This is a genomic window from Streptomyces maremycinicus, from assembly GCF_001184025.1.
GTDB classification, from domain to species: Bacteria; Actinomycetota; Actinomycetes; order Streptomycetales; family Streptomycetaceae; genus Streptomyces; species Streptomyces maremycinicus.
In genome coordinates this window covers 198007-214507 of sequence record NZ_BBYG01000008.1, presented here as the reverse complement: position 1 = coordinate 214507, position 16501 = coordinate 198007, and the positions used below count along the sequence as shown (strand labels likewise).

Annotated in this window: 15 protein-coding genes; 3 read left to right on the top strand and 12 right to left on the bottom strand. The window is 71.3% G+C overall.

All coding sequences use genetic code 11. The features are described from left to right. Positions 1-52: 52 nt before the first annotated feature. The 12 genes from AOQ37_RS01025 to AOQ37_RS00970 all read right to left on the bottom strand — a co-directional run bounded on the left by AOQ37_RS01025 (position 53) and on the right by AOQ37_RS00970 (position 11842). Entirely contained in the window at positions 53-445 is a 393-nt protein-coding gene (locus AOQ37_RS01025; protein ID WP_062640201.1) for a YccF domain-containing protein, read from the bottom strand. Beyond that, the gene (gene htpX / locus AOQ37_RS01020; RefSeq protein WP_062640199.1) at positions 442-1305 is read right to left on the bottom strand and encodes a zinc metalloprotease HtpX; all 864 of its coding nucleotides are present in this window, start codon (positions 1303-1305) and stop codon (positions 442-444) included. Before htpX ends, AOQ37_RS01025 begins: the two co-directional genes overlap by 4 nt. 201 nt (positions 1306-1506) lie before the next feature. Then, positions 1507-3054: an NADH-quinone oxidoreductase subunit N gene (locus AOQ37_RS01015; protein WP_062640197.1), complete on the bottom strand. Its 1548-nt coding sequence runs from the start codon at positions 3052-3054 to the stop codon at positions 1507-1509. After that, entirely contained in the window at positions 3051-4649 is a 1599-nt protein-coding gene (locus tag AOQ37_RS01010; RefSeq protein WP_062640194.1) for an NADH-quinone oxidoreductase subunit M, read from the bottom strand. The genes AOQ37_RS01015 and AOQ37_RS01010 overlap by 4 nt, the downstream gene beginning before the upstream one ends. A 6-nt stretch (positions 4650-4655) precedes the next feature. Continuing rightward, positions 4656-6650 (bottom strand): NADH-quinone oxidoreductase subunit 5 family protein, encoded by a 1995-nt coding sequence (locus tag AOQ37_RS01005; RefSeq protein ID WP_062640192.1) that lies wholly within the window; start codon positions 6648-6650, stop codon positions 4656-4658. After that, complete coding sequence (gene nuoK / locus AOQ37_RS01000; RefSeq protein ID WP_062640190.1) at positions 6647-7048, bottom strand: NADH-quinone oxidoreductase subunit NuoK; 402 nt, start codon at positions 7046-7048, stop codon at positions 6647-6649. Before nuoK ends, AOQ37_RS01005 begins: the two co-directional genes overlap by 4 nt. Further along, a complete protein-coding gene (locus AOQ37_RS00995) occupies positions 7048-7707 on the bottom strand; it encodes an NADH-quinone oxidoreductase subunit J family protein (RefSeq protein WP_062640188.1) in 660 nt (219 codons plus the stop codon). The genes nuoK and AOQ37_RS00995 overlap by 1 nt, the downstream gene beginning before the upstream one ends. Then, the gene (locus AOQ37_RS00990; RefSeq protein ID WP_062640186.1) at positions 7704-8288 is read right to left on the bottom strand and encodes a NuoI/complex I 23 kDa subunit family protein; all 585 of its coding nucleotides are present in this window, start codon (positions 8286-8288) and stop codon (positions 7704-7706) included. The genes AOQ37_RS00995 and AOQ37_RS00990 overlap by 4 nt, the downstream gene beginning before the upstream one ends. Next, entirely contained in the window at positions 8288-9256 is a 969-nt protein-coding gene (locus AOQ37_RS00985) for a complex I subunit 1/NuoH family protein (RefSeq protein ID WP_062640184.1), read from the bottom strand. The genes AOQ37_RS00990 and AOQ37_RS00985 overlap by 1 nt, the downstream gene beginning before the upstream one ends. Beyond that, entirely contained in the window at positions 9253-10719 is a 1467-nt protein-coding gene (locus AOQ37_RS00980; protein WP_062640182.1) for an NADH-quinone oxidoreductase subunit C, read from the bottom strand. The genes AOQ37_RS00985 and AOQ37_RS00980 overlap by 4 nt, the downstream gene beginning before the upstream one ends. Beyond that, positions 10716-11444, bottom strand: coding sequence for an NADH-quinone oxidoreductase subunit B (locus AOQ37_RS00975; RefSeq protein ID WP_234436760.1), 729 nt, complete (start codon positions 11442-11444; stop codon positions 10716-10718). Before AOQ37_RS00975 ends, AOQ37_RS00980 begins: the two co-directional genes overlap by 4 nt. Continuing rightward, the gene (locus AOQ37_RS00970; RefSeq protein WP_062640179.1) at positions 11435-11842 is read right to left on the bottom strand and encodes an NADH-quinone oxidoreductase subunit A; all 408 of its coding nucleotides are present in this window, start codon (positions 11840-11842) and stop codon (positions 11435-11437) included. Before AOQ37_RS00970 ends, AOQ37_RS00975 begins: the two co-directional genes overlap by 10 nt. 199 nt (positions 11843-12041) lie before the next feature. On the opposite strand from AOQ37_RS00970, the gene AOQ37_RS00965 reads away from it, so the two are divergent. The 3 genes from AOQ37_RS00965 to AOQ37_RS00955 all read left to right on the top strand — a co-directional run bounded on the left by AOQ37_RS00965 (position 12042) and on the right by AOQ37_RS00955 (position 16281). Further along, positions 12042-13295, top strand: coding sequence for a sensor histidine kinase AbrC1 (locus AOQ37_RS00965; RefSeq protein WP_234436759.1), 1254 nt, complete (start codon positions 12042-12044; stop codon positions 13293-13295). Between the two features lie 260 nt (positions 13296-13555). Further along, positions 13556-14962 carry a sensor histidine kinase AbrC2 gene (locus tag AOQ37_RS00960; RefSeq protein ID WP_062640177.1) on the top strand — a complete coding sequence of 469 codons (1407 nt, stop codon included), beginning with the start codon at positions 13556-13558 and terminating at the stop codon, positions 14960-14962. 659 nt (positions 14963-15621) lie between these two features. Continuing rightward, positions 15622-16281 (top strand): LuxR C-terminal-related transcriptional regulator, encoded by a 660-nt coding sequence (locus AOQ37_RS00955; protein WP_510185323.1) that lies wholly within the window; start codon positions 15622-15624, stop codon positions 16279-16281. Positions 16282-16501: the final 220 nt, after the last annotated feature.

The following is a 16501-nucleotide window of genomic DNA, read 5'->3' as shown; positions in this document are numbered from 1 at the left end:
GTGGACAACCGACGGGCCGCGGACGACGGGCGAACCCGGACTCGGGCCGTCGTCAGCGCGCCGCGAACGGCTCGTCCGTGGGCACGATTTCGCGGCCCAACGGGAACAGCGAGACCGGGATCAGCTTGAAGTTCGCGATGCCGAACGGGATGCCGATGATGGTGAGGCAGAGCAGGAGGCCGGTGACGATGTGCCCGATGGCCAGCCACCAGCCGGCGAGGACCAGCCAGAGCACGTTGCCGAGGCAGGAGGGCGCGCCCGCGTCACGGCGCTCGATCGTCGTGTAGCCGAAGGGCCAGAGGGCGTAGACGCCGATGCGGAACGCGGCGATGCCGAAGGGAATGCCGATGATCGTGATGCAGAGCAGCACTCCCGCGGCCAGGTAGGCGAGGAACAGCCAGAATCCGCTCAGGATCAGCCAGATGACGTTCAGGATGGTCTTCACTGGTGGCGACCTGCCATTTTCTCGAGCCGGGCGATACGGTCCGCCATCGGCGGGTGCGTCGAGAACATCTTGGAGAGTCCCTGGCCCGGGCGGAAGGGATTCGCGATCATCATGTGGCTCGCGGTCTCGATGCGGGGCTCCGGGGGAAGCGGAAGCTGCTTGGTGCCCGTCTCCAGTTTGCGCAGCGCGCTCGCGAGGGCCAGCGGGTCGCCGGTGAGCTGTGCGCCCGACGAGTCCGCCTCGTACTCCCGGGAGCGGCTGATGGCGAGTTGGATGACGCTGGCGGCGAGCGGGCCGAGGATCATGATCAGGAGCATGCCGAGGATGCCGGGACCGTCGTCGTCGTCCGAGCGGCCGATCGGGATCAGCCAGGCGAAGTTGACCAGGAACATGATCACGGAGGCGAGCGCGCCGGCGACCGAGGAGATGAGGATGTCCCGGTTGTAGACGTGGCTGAGCTCATGGCCGATGACACCGCGCAGCTCGCGCTCGTCGAGGAGGCGCAGGATGCCTTCCGTGCAGCACACGGCGGCGTTGCGCGGGTTTCGGCCGGTGGCGAAGGCGTTGGGTGCCTCCGTCGGGGAGATGTACAGCCGGGGCATGGGCTGACGGGCCTGGGTGGAGAGCTCGCGGACCATCCGGTACAGGGCGGGAGCCTCGAACTCGCTGACCGGACGGGCACGCATCGCGCGGAGCGCCAGCTTGTCGCTGTTCCAGTACGCGTACGCGTTGGTGCCGAGTGCGACCAGGACCGCGACGACCAGCCCCATGCGGCCGAAGAAACTGCCGATGACGATGATGAGTGCGGACAGTCCCCCGAGGAGTACTGCGGTCCTGAGCCCGTTGTGCCGGCGGTGCACGGTACGCCCTCCAAGTCGTGCAGCAGGGGAACCCTTTGCTTGCGGATCTTGCTCGTGTGCGGTGGATGGTGCCGTGGTGTCACATCCAGTGCACCTTCCCGTACTGGTCAACGCCAGGCGGGAGGCACTAGTTCCCTTGTGCCTGCGGGCACGGGTGTGGGCCGTCCGGGTGAGGACGAGGGCATCCGCGCGCGTGCGGGCTCAGAAGAGGCCGGTGTCGGTGAAGCGCAGGACCAGCTGGGGTGCTCCGGACAGGGCGATTCCGAGGGCCGCGGTGAGCGTGATCGCGGCGGTGAGCGGGGCGGGGACGCGGTGCTTCTCGGGCTCGCCTTCGGGCGTGCGGAAGAGCAGGGCCGTCCACTGGAGGTAGTAGTACAGGGCGATCACCACGTTGACGGCCATGACGACCGCGAGCCAGCCGAGGCCGGCGTCGACGGCTGCCGAGAAGACGGTGACCTTCGCGAACAGGCCGATGATGCCCGGCGGCAGTCCGGCGAGGCAGAGCAGGAAGAAGGCCAGGAGCAGGGCCGCCGCCGGGTTCTTCGCGTAGAGGCCCCGGTAGTCCGTGATCCGGTTCGTCGCGCGGGTACGACCCACCAGGGCGGCCACCGCGAAGGCGCCCAGGTTCACGGCGGCGTACATGAGGGCGTAGGCGACGGTGGAGCCGATGGCGTGCTCGGCGTCGTCGGTGTACGCGGCGGCGGCGATCGGTACGAGGAGGTAGCCGGCCTGGCCCACGGAGGACCAGGCGAGCAGGCGTACCGCGCTGTACGCGCGCGTGGCTTGCTGGCGGAGGGCGCCGACGTTGCCGACGGTCATGGTGAGGGCGGCCAGCACGGCCAGTGCGGGGCCCCAGACGTCGGCGTAGGAGGGGAAGCCGATGACGGTGACCAGGATGAGGCCGGAGAAGCCGACGGCCTTGCCGACGACCGACAAGTAGGCGGCGATGGGCAGGGGGGCGCCGACGTAGGTGTCGGGGACCCAGAAGTGGAAGGGGACGGCGGCCGTCTTGAAGGCGAAGCCGATGAGGGTGAGGACGACACCCGTCTGGGCCAGGGTGTCCAGCCGCCCGTCGACGTGCTGGATGCGGTCGGCGACCTGCGTGAGGTAGAGGGTTCCGGTCGTCGCGTACACGAAGCTGATGCCCAGGAGGCTGACGGTGGTCGCGGTGACGGACGACAGGAAGAACTTCAGGGCCGCCTCGGAGGACCGGCGGTCGCCGTGCCGGATGCCGACGAGGGCGAAGGCGGGCAGGGAGGCGACCTCCAGCGCGACGACGAGGGTGGCGAGGTCGCGGGATGCGGGCAGCAGGGCGGCGCCCGCCGCGGAGGACAGCAGCAGGAACCAGAACTCGCCTTCGGGGAGTCGTCCGCGCGCGTCCTTCAGGGCGGTGACCGACAGCAGGGCCGCCAGGAGCGCTCCCCCGAGCACCAGGAACTGGATGACGAGGGTGAAGCGGTCCGCCGTGTAGCTGCACACGCGCGTGTCGCCGGTCAGGCAGAAGGTGGCGCGGTCGCCGTCCAGGAGGGGCAGGAGGAGGGCCGTGGAGGCGGCCAGTCCCGCGACCGACAGCCATCCGAGGAGCGGCTTGCGGGCGTCGCCGACGAAGAGGTCGGCGACGAGGACGACGAGGGCGACGACCGCCGCGAGGGTGGGCGGCGCGATGGCCCACCAGTCGACGGACTGGACGACCGACTCGGCCAGGGGCTGGGCCACGGGCTGGAGCGCGGACTGGGTCGGGGCGCTCATCGGGTGCCTCCTGCGAGGAGCTGCTGCACGGCCGGATCGGTCAGCCCGAGGAGGGCCTTCGGCCACAGGCCGGCGACGACGGTGAGGGCGACGAGAGGGGACCAGGCAGCGAACTCGTAGGTCTGCACGTCGGCGAGGCGAGGGGCGTCCTGCGGGACGACACCCATACACACGCGGCGGACCACGACGAGCAGGTACGCGGCCGTCAGCAGGGTGCCGAACGCGGCGATCGCCATGAAGGTGAGGAAGGCGGGGCGGCTGAGGTCGTCGGCGGGGTCGAAGGCACCGAACAGGGCCAGCATCTCGCCCCAGAAGCCGGCGAGGCCGGGCAGGCCGAGCGAGGCGACGGCCGCGAAGGCGAGGAGGCCGCCGAGACGGGGCGTCCTGCCGTACAGCGCGGCGCCGGTCTGCTCGGCGAGGGTGTCCAGGTCGGTGGTGCCGGTGCGGTCCTTCAGCGCTCCGACCAGGAAGAACAGAAGGCCGGTGATGAGGCCGTGGGCGATGTTGGCGAAGAGGGCGCCGTTCACACCGGTCGGGGTCATGGTCGCGATGCCGAGGAGGACGAAGCCCATGTGCCCGACGGAGGAGTAGGCGATCAGGCGTTTGAGGTCGCCCTTCGCGCCCTGTTTGGCGAGGGCCAGGCAGGCCAGCGAGCCGTAGACGATCCCGACGACGGCGAAGGCGGCGAGGTAGGGCGCGAAGGTCCGGAAGCCGTCCGGCGCGACGGGCAGCAGGATACGGACGAACCCGTACGTGCCCATCTTCAGCAGCACCCCGGCCAGCAGGACCGACCCGACGGTCGGGGCGGCGGTGTGGGCGTCGGGCAGCCAGCTGTGCAGCGGCCACATCGGGGTCTTCACCGCGAGCCCGATCCCGATCGCGAGAACGGCGATGACCTGCACGGATGTGCTCAGCGACCGGCCGTTGTCAGTGGCGAGTGCCACCATGTCGAAAGTGCCCGCGTTGATTCCGATCAGGAGCAGGCCGAGCAGCATGACCACGGATCCGAGCAGCGTGAACAGGATGAACTTCCAGGCGGCCTGGGTCCGGCCGGCACCGCCCCAGCGGGCGATGAGGAAGTACATCGGGACGAGGACCATCTCGAAGGCGAGGAAGAACAGCAGCAGGTCCAGGACGGCGAAGGCGGCGAGGGTGCCGGACTCCAGGACGAGCACCAGCGCGACGAAGGCCTTCGGGGACGGCTCCGCGGCCAGTGCCGTGACCGGCTGTTGCTGCCGCTTGAAGTAGGAGTACACCGCGCAGAGGAAGGTCAGCAGCGCGGTCAGGACCAGCAGGGGGAGGGAGATGCCGTCGATGCCGAGGTGGATGCGCACGTCGAGTGCGGGGATCCAGCTGATGTCCGTGGTGGCCTGCATCTTCGACGGATGGTCGTGGTCGAAGCCGAGCGCGAGGACGATCGCGGCGACGAGGATCGCGCCGGTCACGGTCATGCCGTGGCGCAGCACGGCCTGCTCGGGTGACTTCCCCTTCAGCCCGGGCGGGGCGGGCAGCAGGGCGGCGACGGCACCGAGGAGCGGGCCGACCACGATGAACGCCAGAAGAAACTGCATCACGGACTCGTTGATATCGATCACGCCCGCTCACGCTCCCGAAGCGACGAGAAGGGCGGCGACCGCCAGGACGACGGTGCCGGCGAGCAGCGCGCTCACATAGGTCTGGAGGTTGCCGGTCTGGGCGCGCCGTACGGCGGCCCCCAGCAAGCGGGGCAGGGCACCCGCGCCCTGTACGTAGGTGTCGACGACCTCGCGGTCGAGGAACCGGACGAGGCTCGCGCCGGCCTGGACCGGGCGGACGAACAGCGCCCGGTAGACGGCGTCGAGGTGGAAGCCGACGGCCGCGTGGCGGTGCAGCGGGCCGAGCAGGAGCCGGCCGGGGTCCGCCGGGTCGGGGGCGGAGGCCGTGTCTCCGTAGGCCGGCGCGTGCGTCGCGATCGCCTCGGCCTCGACGAGTCCCGCGTCGCCCTCGGGATGGGCGGCGACCGCGCCCAGGGGTACGCGGGCGGCCAGCCCGGTGAGATGGCGCCAGGCGGCGTACGTGACCAGTCCGCCGGCCAGGGCCACACCCGTGCCGAGGACGGACGTGGTGAGGGTCGGGGCGAGGTCGTTGCCGTCGAACCAGTCGGGAAGGGAGCGGTAGGCGAGCCCGCCGAGGGCGAGGGACGGGACGGCCAGGACCCACAGCACCACGGTCATGGTGCGGGGTTGGCGGCCGTGGTCGGGGGCCTCGGTGCCCCGGCCGTGGAAGGCCAGCAGCCACAGGCGGGTCGCGTAGGCGGCCGTGAGGAGGGCGGTGAGCAGGCCGGCGACGAGGACGATCCAGCCCGTGGCGCCGGGCGCGTGCTCGGTGTGGCCCGCGGTGATGTGCTCGGCGGCCCCGAGCACCGACTCCTTGGAGAAGAAGCCGCTGAACGGCGGGATCGCGGCGAGCGCGAGCAGCGCCACGGTCATCGTCCAGTAGGCGTCGGGGATGCGGTCGCGCAGGTGGCTCATGCGGGACATGGCGGCGAGCGAGTTGGTGCCGGAGGCGTGGATGATCACGCCGGCCGCGAGGAACAGCAGCGCCTTGAAGGCGCCGTGCGACAGGAGGTGGAAGACGGCGGCACCGCGGTCGCCGACGGCGAGAGCACCGGTCATGTAGCCGAGCTGGCCGATCGTCGAGTAGGCGAGGACCCGCTTGATGTCGTCCTGGGCGAGGGCGGCCAGGCCCGAGCCGACCATGGTGACGGCGGCCATCACGGCCAGGGTCACCATCGCGGCCGAGGAGGCCTCGAAGACCGGGAGGAGACGGGCGATGAAGTAGACGCCGGCGGCGACCATCGTCGCGGCGTGGATCAGCGCGGAGACGGGTGTGGGGCCCGCCATGGCGTCCGGGAGCCAGGTGTGCAGGGGGAACTGCGCGGACTTGCCGGCCACGCCCGCGAGGAGCAGCAGGGCGACGAGCGTGGGGTGGTCGAGTCCGCCGTGGGCGACGGTGGCGAGGACCCGTGTGATCCGGAAGGACCCGGCGTCGGTGGCCAGGGCGAACAGGCCGATGAGGAAGGGGACGTCTCCGAGTTTGGTGACGAGGAAGGCCTTGAGGGAGGCGGCGCGGGCCTCCGGGGTCTCCCAGTAGTGGCCGACCAGGAAGTAGGAGCAGATGCCCATGACTTCCCAGCCGACCAGCAGCACGATCAGGTCGCCGGAGTAGACGACCAGGAACATCGCGGAGGTGAAGAGGGAGACGAGCGCGGCGTACGAGGGGTAGCGCGGGTCCTCGCGCAGGTAGCCGGTCGAGTAGATCTGCACGCAGGTGGCGACGAGGCCGACCAGGACGGCGACGAGGGCGGCGAAGCCGTCGATGTACAGCGCCAGTTCGATCGGGACCGAGCCGGTGGGGGTCAGTTCGGTGGCCGCCGTGACGGTGGCGTCTCCGCCCTGGCGTACGGCGACGATCGCGGCCAGGACCAGCGCGGCGAGGGTCGGCAGCACGGCGAGCGGGCGCACGAAGCCGGGAGCGGTGTGGCCCAGGAGCAGTCCGGCGGCCGCGCCCAGGAACGGGAGAAGGGGGACGAGGACGGCGAGGGTGGTCGTGGTCACGCGCTGGCCTCAGCCTTCTCGGCGGCCGTTCCGGTCGCGGGGGTGTCGCTGTCGGGGCCGTCGGCCGCGGGGCTCTCGTGGCCCTCGGCGGTGTCACGGAGGCGGTCGATGTCCGCGGTGCCTCGGTTGCGGTGGACGGCGAGGACGATCGCCAGGCCGATGCCGATCTCGGCGGCGGCGATGGCGATGGTGAACAGGGTCAGGGCCTGGCCGGAGTGCAGGGTGTCCTCGGCGGTCCTGCTCAGCCAGACGTCGAAGGCGACCAGGTTGAGGTTGACGGCGTTGAGCATCAGCTCGACGGACATCAGGACGAGGATCGCGTTGCGGCGGGCGAGGACGCCGTACAGGCCGGTGCAGAAGAGGAGGGCCGACAGGACGGCGGGATAGGCGAGGTGCATCAGCGGGTGCCTTCCTGCTCGGCCGGGTTCTCGCGGGAGTCCGGAACAGGAAGGGAACTCTCTGTGACGGTTCGGGAACTCTTGGTGGCGGCCCGGGAGTTCATAGGGGGAGAGCTCGACTCCGCCTTCGCCCTGCGGGACAGGACGATCGCGCCGACCAGTGCCGCGAGGAGAAGGACGGACAGGGCCTCGAAGGGAAGGACCCAGTTCTGGAAGAGGCTCGCGCCCGTGGCCTCGGTGGAGCCGGCGGCCGGCCCGTCCAGATCGATCCAGGTGGCGCGGAAGGCGTCGACGACCACCCAGACGAGCGCGGCCGCCGCGGCGACGGCGACCGTGAGAGCGGCCCAGCGGTTGCCGGAGTCCGCGTCCGGGGAGCGGCCGATGGGGGCCTTGGTGAGCATCAGGCCGAAGAGGAGGAGCACGACGACGGAACCGACGTAGATGAGGACCTGCACCCAGGCGATGAACTCGGCGGTGAGCAGGAGGTACTCGACGGCGAGGCCACCGAGGGTGACCACGAGCCACAGGGCGGCGTGCACCAGTTGCCTGGTGGTCACGGTGACGAGGGCGGCGCCGAAGGTGACCAGTCCGACGAGCAGGAAGGCGATCTCGACGCCGGTCGGGGAGAGAAAGCCGTGGGGTGCCTGAGCAAGGGTCACGATTCTCCTCCCTGGGGTGTGTTCGGCTCGGCCGCCTGGGGGGCGTTCGGCCCGGCCTGCGCTGTCGCCAGCTTCTCGGCCGTCTTGCGGGCGGCCGCGACTTCCTTCGGCTCCTCGGCGGCGGGGTCGAGGGCGGGTGGGGCCGGGACGGTCCACATCCACTCGCGGAGCTTGTCGCGTTCGTGGGTGAGTTCGTGGATGTCGGTCTCGGCGTACTCGAACTCCGGTGACCAGAACAGCGCGTCGAAAGGACAGACCTCGATGCAGATACCGCAGTACATGCACAGGGCGAAGTCGATGGCGAAGCGGTCGAGGACGTTGCGGCTGCGCTCGCGGCCTCCCGGGGCGGCGGGCGGGACCGTCTCCTTGTGGGAGTCGATGTAGATGCACCAGTCGGGGCACTCACGGGCGCAGAGCATGCAGACCGTGCAGTTCTCCTCGAACAGGCCGATGACGCCACGGGTACGGGGCGGGAGCTCCGGTTGGGCGTCCGGGTACTGCTCGGTGACGGTCTTGCGCGTCATCGTGCGCAGGGTGACGGCCAGACCCTTGGCGAGGCCGCTGCCGGGGATGGGGGCCATTACCGGATCACCACCTTGACGATGCCGGTGAGGGCGATCTGTGCGAGGGAGAGGGGAACGAGGAGGGTCCAGGAGAGCTTCTGAAGCTGGTCCTCGCGCAGGCGGGGGTAGGTGACGCGGAGCCAGATCACGACGAAGGCGAGGACGGCCGCCTTGAGGAGGGTCCAGACCCAGCCGAGGCCGTCGGCGCCCCAGGGTCCGTGCCAGCCGCCCAGGAAGAGGACGGTGGTCAGGCCGCACAGGACGACGATTCCGGCGTACTCGGCGAGGAGGAACAGGGCGAAACGCAGGCCGGTGTACTCGGTGTACGCGCCGAAGATGATCTCCGAGTCGGCGACCGGCATGTCGAAGGGGGGCCGCTGTAGTTCGGCGAGACCGGCGACGAAGAAGACGATCGCGCCGACGATCTGCCAGGGCAGCCACCACCACTCGAAGGCGTCGACGATGCCGGGCAGCGAGACCGTGCCGGCCGCCATCGCCACCGAGGCGGCGGTGAGCAGCATCGGGAGTTCGTAGGCGAGGAGCTGGGCGGCGGTGCGCAGGCCGCCGAGGAGGGAGAACTTGTTGGCACTGGCCCAGCCGGCCATGAGGGAGCCGAGCACACCGACGCCCATCACGGCGAGCACGAAGAAGATGCCCGCGTCCACGACCTGGCCGACGGCGCCTTCACCCGGGCTGATGGGGATGGCGAGGAGGACCAGGAGGTACGGGAGGAGGGCCACGGCGGGCGCGAGCTGGAAGATACGGCGGTCCGCGCCCGCGGGGACGATGTCCTCCTTCTGCACGAACTTGACGCCGTCCGCGACGAGCTGGGCCCAGCCGTGGAAGCCGCCCGCGTACATCGGCCCCAGGCGGCCCTGCATATGGGCCATCACCTTGTGCTCGGTCTGACCGACGATCAGGGGGAAGGTGAGGAAGACGACGAAGACGACCAGGAGTCGCAGGGCGACGTCGAGAACGTCATTCACTGCGGGCCTCCTTTCGGGTCCTCGGGGTTCGGTTCGGGCTTCTGGTCGGGCTCGGGCTTCCGGTCGGGCTCGGGCTTCCGGTCCGGCTCGGGCTTCCGGTCCGGCTCCTGGTCGGGCTGGGACTTCGCGTCCGGCGTCGGTTTGTCGTCCCGCTCCGGCCTCTGGCCCGGCTCCGGCTGCTGATCCGACTCGTTGTCCGGCTCCTGGCTCGGCTTCGGGCGCAGATCTTGCTGCTGGCCTGACTCCGACTCCCGGCTCGGCTTCGGGCTCGACTCCGGGGCTTGCTCATCCGCCGGTTGCCGTTGCTCGCTGGGCTCCGCGGGTTGCTGGGGCTCGTCGAAGGCCGGGCGGGCGTGGTGCCACGGAGCGTCGGAGCTGCGGGGGGCCGTGGAGGGGCGGGCCGGGGTGTCGGGTGGTGACGTCGGGGGCCGGGTGCGCTGGGAGGCCGAGCCCTGGGAGGCGCTGCGGGCGCGACGCGGTCCTGCCGGGGGCTGCGGGGTCGTCGGCTCGGGGGCCGTCGGCTCCGTCGGCGCGGCGGGGCTGGTTCCGGCGGGGCTGGTTCCGGCGGGCTCTGTGGCGGAGGGCTCGGTTGCCGCGGGGGCCGGCGATTCCGTGGCGCTCGCCCGCTGGGACGCCGAGCCGGCGCTGGCGCTTCGGGCGCGGCGAGGCCCGGCAGGCGCCGCCGGAGCCGAGGAGGTCGCCGGGGCCGAGGGGGGCGGGGAGGCCGGAGTTGCCGGAGAGGCTGGGGAAGTGGAGGGGGTCGGTGGGGTTTCTGTGGGCGGGGAGGGCGGTTGGCTCGCCGAGCCTTCCGATGCCGTACGGGCGCGGCGGACCGGGCGGTCGCCTGCCGTGCGTCCCGCCGCCGCTCGGGCCGGGCGGGCCGGGGCGGGCGGGAGTTGGCCCTTCAGGGGGCCCCATTCGTTGGGGTCGGGGACGCCCGGGGGGAGCATCTGGCGGCGCTTGGGCCCGCCGTGCTCGGACTCCCCCGGCTCCTTCGCGCCGGGCCAGGCCTTGGCGACGCGGGCGGCCAGGACGAAGTCCTTGCGCAGGGGGTGGCCCTCGAAGGTCTCCGGGAGGAGGAGGTGGTTCAGGGCGGGGTGGCCCGTGAAGGTGACGCCGAACATCTCGTGCGTCTCGCGTTCGTGCCAGGCCGCGCCTGCGTAGACGTCGACGGCGGAGGCGAGGGCCGGCGCCTCGTGCGGGATCGTCGTGCGGAGCAGCAGGCGCCGTACCGGGGACAGGGCCACCACGTGCGCCGAGACGCGAAAGCCCGTTCCGGGTTCGTCGACCGCGCTGAGCCAGTCGAAGTAGGTGCAGGTGAGGCGGTCGCGGGCGATGCGCAGGGCGTCGGTCCAGGAGGCCGGCGGGACGTCGACCGTCAGGACGTCGTAGGACTCCTCGGCCGTGGCCTGCGGACCGAAGAGCTCCTCGGCGGGGGCGGGGAGCCAGCCGATCGTGGTCATCGGCCCTCCTCCGGACCCGCGTCCGTGGACGGCGCCGCCGGGGACCCGGTGGCCGGGGGCCGCACCAGGTCGCTCTGAAGGGCTGCCGGCGAGGGGCGGGAGACGGCAGGGCGGGACGGGGTCGGGCCGTAACGCTCGTGCAGGGACTCCCGGGCGATCTTCTCCTGGAGCTTGAGGATGCCCTGGAGAAGCGCCTCCGGGCGCGGCGGGCAGCCCGGCACGTAGACGTCCACCGGGATGATCTGGTCGACGCCCTTCGTCACCGAGTAAGAGTCCCAGTAGGGGCCGCCGCAGTTGCTGCACGCGCCGAAGGAGATGACGTACTTCGGCTCGGGCATCTGCTCGTAGAGGCGCTTCACGGCCGGGGCCATCTTGTCCGTGACCGTGCCGGAGACGACCATCAGGTCGGCCTGGCGGGGTCCCGGCGCGAAGGGGATGACACCGAGACGGATGAAGTCGTGGCGGGCCATCGACGCGGCGATGAACTCGATCGCGCAGCAGGCGAGGCCGAAGTTGAAGACCCAGAGCGAGTAGCGGCGTCCCCAGTTCAGGATCACCTTCATCGGCTCCGGGGCCAGGCGGGCGAGGGTGCCCAGACGCTTCGGCTCCGGCAGCGGAACCGGTTCCGAGGGCACTCGCTCGAGCTGTTCCGGCTGTTGCGGCTGTTGCGGCTGGTCCGGTCGGCCGGGCTGTTCCGGTGTGTGCACTTTCGGCGTCACGTCCATGTCAGGACGCCCTTCTTGTAGGCGTACAGCAGGCCCACGGCCAGGAAGCCGAGGAAGATGAACATCTCCACGAGCGTGGTCGCGCCGTAGCCGGGGGCCGCGAAGACCGTCGCCCAGGGGAAGAGGAAGATCGAGTCGACCGCGAAGATCACGTAGAGGAAGGCGTAGACGTAGTAGCGGACCTGGGTGTGGGCCCAGCCCTCGCCCACGGGGTCGACGCCGCACTCGTACGTCAGGAGCTTCTCCGGGGTGGGGACCACCGGGCGCAGGAGATGCCCGGCGCCGAACGCCACGGCGACGAACAGCACGCCGACGACGGCGAGCAGCCCGACGACGGAGTAGGACTGGAAGTAGTCCGCCGCGAATTGTGCCGCGACATCGACGGTCCGTTCCCGCACGCCCGTCCCTCGCTCCCTGACCTCAGTCTCTTCGACGACAGGCCCGTTCGACGATCTGTACGCACGGGAGTCTAGGCCCTGATAAAGAGACGGTAAGCAGCCCGTCACGCCTCGTCTTGCGGTACGGGGGTTTTCCCCCGGCCGAGGAAGGCAGCAGACCTCATGGCGCGGCGCCGTGCGGCGCGGCAGGCTAGCCCATATGACCGCTTCCACCAGCCGATCCGCCTCCGCTCCGATCAGATCCGCCCCCGACGGCTCCGAGCGCAGCAGCCCCGATCGCAGCAGCCCCGACCGCAGCGGCTTCGACGGCGACCGGCTGCCACCGGTCAGGTTCGCGTACGACCCGCAGACGTGGAAGGAGATCGCGTACCTGCTGGCGAACTTCCCGATGGCGTTGATCGGGTTTATCTATGTGATGACGGTGATCGTCACCGGGGCCGCGATGACGGTCACCGTGATCGGGTTCCCGCTGCTCGCGCTCGGGCTCGCCGGGGCGCGGCTGATGGGCCGGTTCGAGCGCGGTCGGGCGCGGCTGCTGCTCGGGGTGCGTATCGACGAGCCGAGCCCGCTGCCCCTGCGCAGGGCGGGCGGTCTCCTCCAGCGGGTGTGGCTGGCGCTGAAGGACCCGGTGGCCTGGCGCTCGGTGCTGTACGACCTCATCCGGCTTCCGTGGGGAGTGCTGACGTTCAGCGTGGTCGTTCCGTCGCTGTTCGTGCTGTGGCCGGTGCTGCCGTTCCTGGCGCGCGGTCTGACCAACGCGGACCGGGCGATGGTGCGGGCCCTGCTGTCCCCGTCCGACGAGCTGGAGCGGCGGATCGCGGAGCTGGAATCGGACCGGGGGGTCGTGGTCGACACGGCGGCCGCCGATCTGCGCCGCATCGAGCGCGATCTGCACGACGGCGCGCAGGCCCGGCTGGTGAACCTGGCGATGGGGCTGGGGCTGGCGAAGGAGAAGCTGCTGGAGGGGCAGGCCGACGACGTCGTGGCGGCGATGGTGGAGGAGGCGCACGGCGAGGTGAAGCTCGCGCTCCAGGAGCTGCGGGACCTGGCACGCGGCATCCATCCGGCGGTCCTGACCGACCGGGGGCTGGACGCGGCGCTGTCGTCCGTGGCCTCGCGCTGCACGGTGCCGGTGAAGGTGACGGCCGACCTGCCGTCCCGGCCGGCGCAGGCCATCGAGGGGATCGCCTACTTCACCGTCTCCGAGCTGCTCCAGAACGTCAGCAAGCACAGCGCGGCCCGGTCGGCCTCGGTCGACGTGTGGCGGACCGACGACCGGCTGCTCATCCAGGTGTGGGACGACGGCCGGGGCGGGGCGCGGCTCGACGGCGGGTCGGGGATGCGGGGGCTGGCGGAGCGGCTGGACGCCGTCGACGGACTGTTCGTCGTGGAGTCGCCGGAGGGGGGTCCCACGACGGTGACCGCGGAGTTGCCCTGGCGTGACCGCGGATAGCGGACAGCGGATGGACGGGGCGGGTGTGGGAGCGCCGGCCGCGAGGGTGTGGCGGCCATGGGCGCGGTGGCGGCTGGGGGCGTTCGGCGGCCGTGGGCGCGGGGGCTGGTGGAGGTCGAGGGCCGGCGTGGAGGGTAGGGAAAACCCCCCTTTCAAGAGGCCGACGGACTCCATGGTCCGGGGGCCCGCCGCGGAGCAGGGTGGGAGGTAGGGATTCGACAGGCGCAGGACGAGCAGGCCGAGCAGAACGGATGACGTCGATGGCCACGCAGTACGGGGAGTACGGGCAGTACGGGCAGCCGGACCGGTTCGGGCAGTACGGGAGTCATGACCCGTACGGGCCGGAGTACGGGGACCGTGAGGGTGGGCGGCGCCGTCATCTGTTGCCCGCGGGGCTGCGTGAGCCGCTCACGGCGCGCCACTGGCGGGAACTCGTCTACGTCCTGCTCGGGCTGCCGATCGGCATCCTGCTGTTCACCTTCACGATCACTATGCTGTCGCTGGGGGCCGGCCTGCTGGTGACCTTCCTCGGTATTCCGGTGCTGGCGGCGGGACTGGCCGCGGGCCGGGGCTTCGGAGCGCTGGAACGGGCCCGGGCGCGCGGGCTGCTGGGTCTGGAGGTGGCCGATCCCGAGCCGCTGCGGCCACGGGGCCGGGGCGCGATGGCCTGGATGGCCGCCGTCCTCAAGAGCGGCACGTCCTGGCGGCAGGCGCTGTACGCGGTGGTGCAGTTCCCGTGGGCGGTGTTCTCCTTCGCCGTCGCCGTGACCGTGTGGTCCTTCGGCTGGACCATGCTGACGTATCCGCTCTGGTTCTGGGTCTTCCCGATGTACGGCGGTCAGGGCGGGCTTCAGCTGTACGGCGACGAGCTGCACAGCGTCTACCTCGACAACCCCTTCGAGATCACCGTGACGGCGTTGGTGGGCCTGCTGATCACGCTGGCCACGCCGTGGATCGTGCGGGCGCTGACGACGGTGGACCGACTGCTGGTGCACGGGCTGCTCGGGCCGTCGTCGCTGGGGGCGCGGGTGGTGGAGCTGGAGTCGGACCGGGGGGTCGTGGTGGACACGGCGTCCGCCGATCTGCGGCGCATCGAGCGCGATCTGCACGACGGGGCGCAGGCCCGGCTGGTGGCGCTGGCGATGGATCTCGGGCTGGCGAAGGAGAAGCTGCGGGAGGATCCGCGGGCGGCGGCGCGGATGGTGGACGAGGCGCACGGTGAGGTGAAGACGGCGCTTCAGGAGCTGCGGGACCTGGCGCGCGGGATCCATCCGGCGGTGCTGACGGACCGGGGGCTGGACGCGGCGCTGTCGGCGGTGGCGTCACGGTGCACGGTGCCGGTGCGGGTGGAGGTGGATCTGGTGGAGCGGCCGGCGCCGGCGATCGAGGGGATCGCCTACTTCACCGTCTCCGAGCTGCTCCAGAACATCAGCAAGCACAGTGGGGCGCGGTCCGCCTCGGTCGACGTGTGGCGAGCGGAGGACCGGTTGATGCTGCAAGTGGTGGACGACGGGGTCGGGGGCGCGGATGCCTCCGGCGGGGGGTCGGGGCTGGCCGGGCTCGCGGGGCGGCTGGACGCGGTGGACGGGATTCTGGTGGTGGATTCCCCGGCGGGCGGGCCTACGCGGGTGACCGCGGAGCTGCCCTGGCGCGGGGAGGGGGTCTGAGGGGCGGAAGTCCGCCCCACAGCCCGCCCCTCCGCCGCCCCCAGGCCCTCGTCCTGCCGCTCTCGCCCCACGGCCCTCGTCCTGCCGCTCTCGCCCCACGGCCCTCGTCCCACACCTCTCGCCCCACGGCCCTCGTCCTGCCGCTCTCGCCCCACGGCCCTCGTCCCACACCTCTCGCCCCACGGCCCTCGTCCCACACCTCTCGTCCCATGGCCCTCGTCCCACACCTCTCGCCCCACGGCCCTCGTCCCACACCTCTCGTCCCATGGCCCTCGTCCCACACCTCTCATCCCATGGCCCTCGTCCCGCAGCCTTGTCCCGCGGCCCTCGTCCCGCAGTCCTCGTCCCGCGGCTCTCGTCGCGCCCCTCGTCCTCTGGCACGGCTCTCGTCTTCGCATCGGCCCGTCCGGGGTTGCGCCCGGGCGGGCCCGCTGCCGTCGCGCCGGTTCCGCCCCGTGTCCGTCTCTCCTGCCTCCCTCTCCCCCGAGGCCGAAACCGGCTGGGTCAAGGCCTTGTTCGCGCCTTGTTCGCGCCTTGTTCTCGAAGTCCTCGTCGCGGGCAGGGCTTTCGGCGGGTGCAGACGGGCCGCTTGCTGGAATGCTTGACTGGTTCGACCAACGGGGTGGACGGCTGGGGGGCCGAGGATCGTGGAGGACAGGGTGCGGGTGGTCATCGCCGAGGATTCGGTGCTGTTGCGGGAGGGGCTGACCCGGTTGCTGACCGACCGGGGGCACGAGGTGGTCGCCGGGGTCGGTGACGCGGACGCTCTGGTCAAGACCATCACGGAGCTCGGGGACGAGGGCGCGCTGCCCGATGTCGTCGTCGCGGACGTGCGGATGCCGCCGACCCACACGGACGAAGGGGTGCGGGCCGCCGTACAGCTGCGCAAGGCGCATCCGGGGCTCGGGGTGCTGGTGCTGTCGCAGTACGTGGAGGAGAGGTACGCCACCGAACTTTTGGCCGGTTCCAGCCGCGGGGTCGGCTATCTGCTCAAGGATCGCGTGGCCGAGGTGCGGGAGTTCGTGGACGCCGTGGTGCGGGTCGCGCAGGGCGGTACCGCCCTCGATCCGGAGGTCGTCGCGCAGCTGCTCGGGCGGAGCAGGAAGCAGGACGTGCTGACCGGGCTGACCCCGCGGGAGCGGGAGGTCCTGGGGCTGATGGCCGAGGGGCGGACGAACTCCGCGATCGCCCGGCAGCTGGTCGTCAGCGACGGGGCGGTGGAGAAGCACGTCAGCAACATCTTCCTGAAGCTCGGCCTGTCGCCCAGTGACGGGGATCACCGCCGGGTACTGGCGGTCCTCACCTATCTCAATTCGTAGCGAGGTGGCACTGTGCCTTTCGTCGAGACGGGGAACTCGGTGGAGGCGACGAAAGGCGGTGGAGCCGCGATGGAGTCATGGTGCAGAACCGTGGTGTGGTCCGGAGCGTCTACCGCGATCACACGGGGCGGCGGGAAATCATGAAAAGCGGGGGTGCCGGGCCGTCTCGGGACAGCGAACCGTCATACGAATGGCCGAGGTAAGGCGACCCTTACAGACG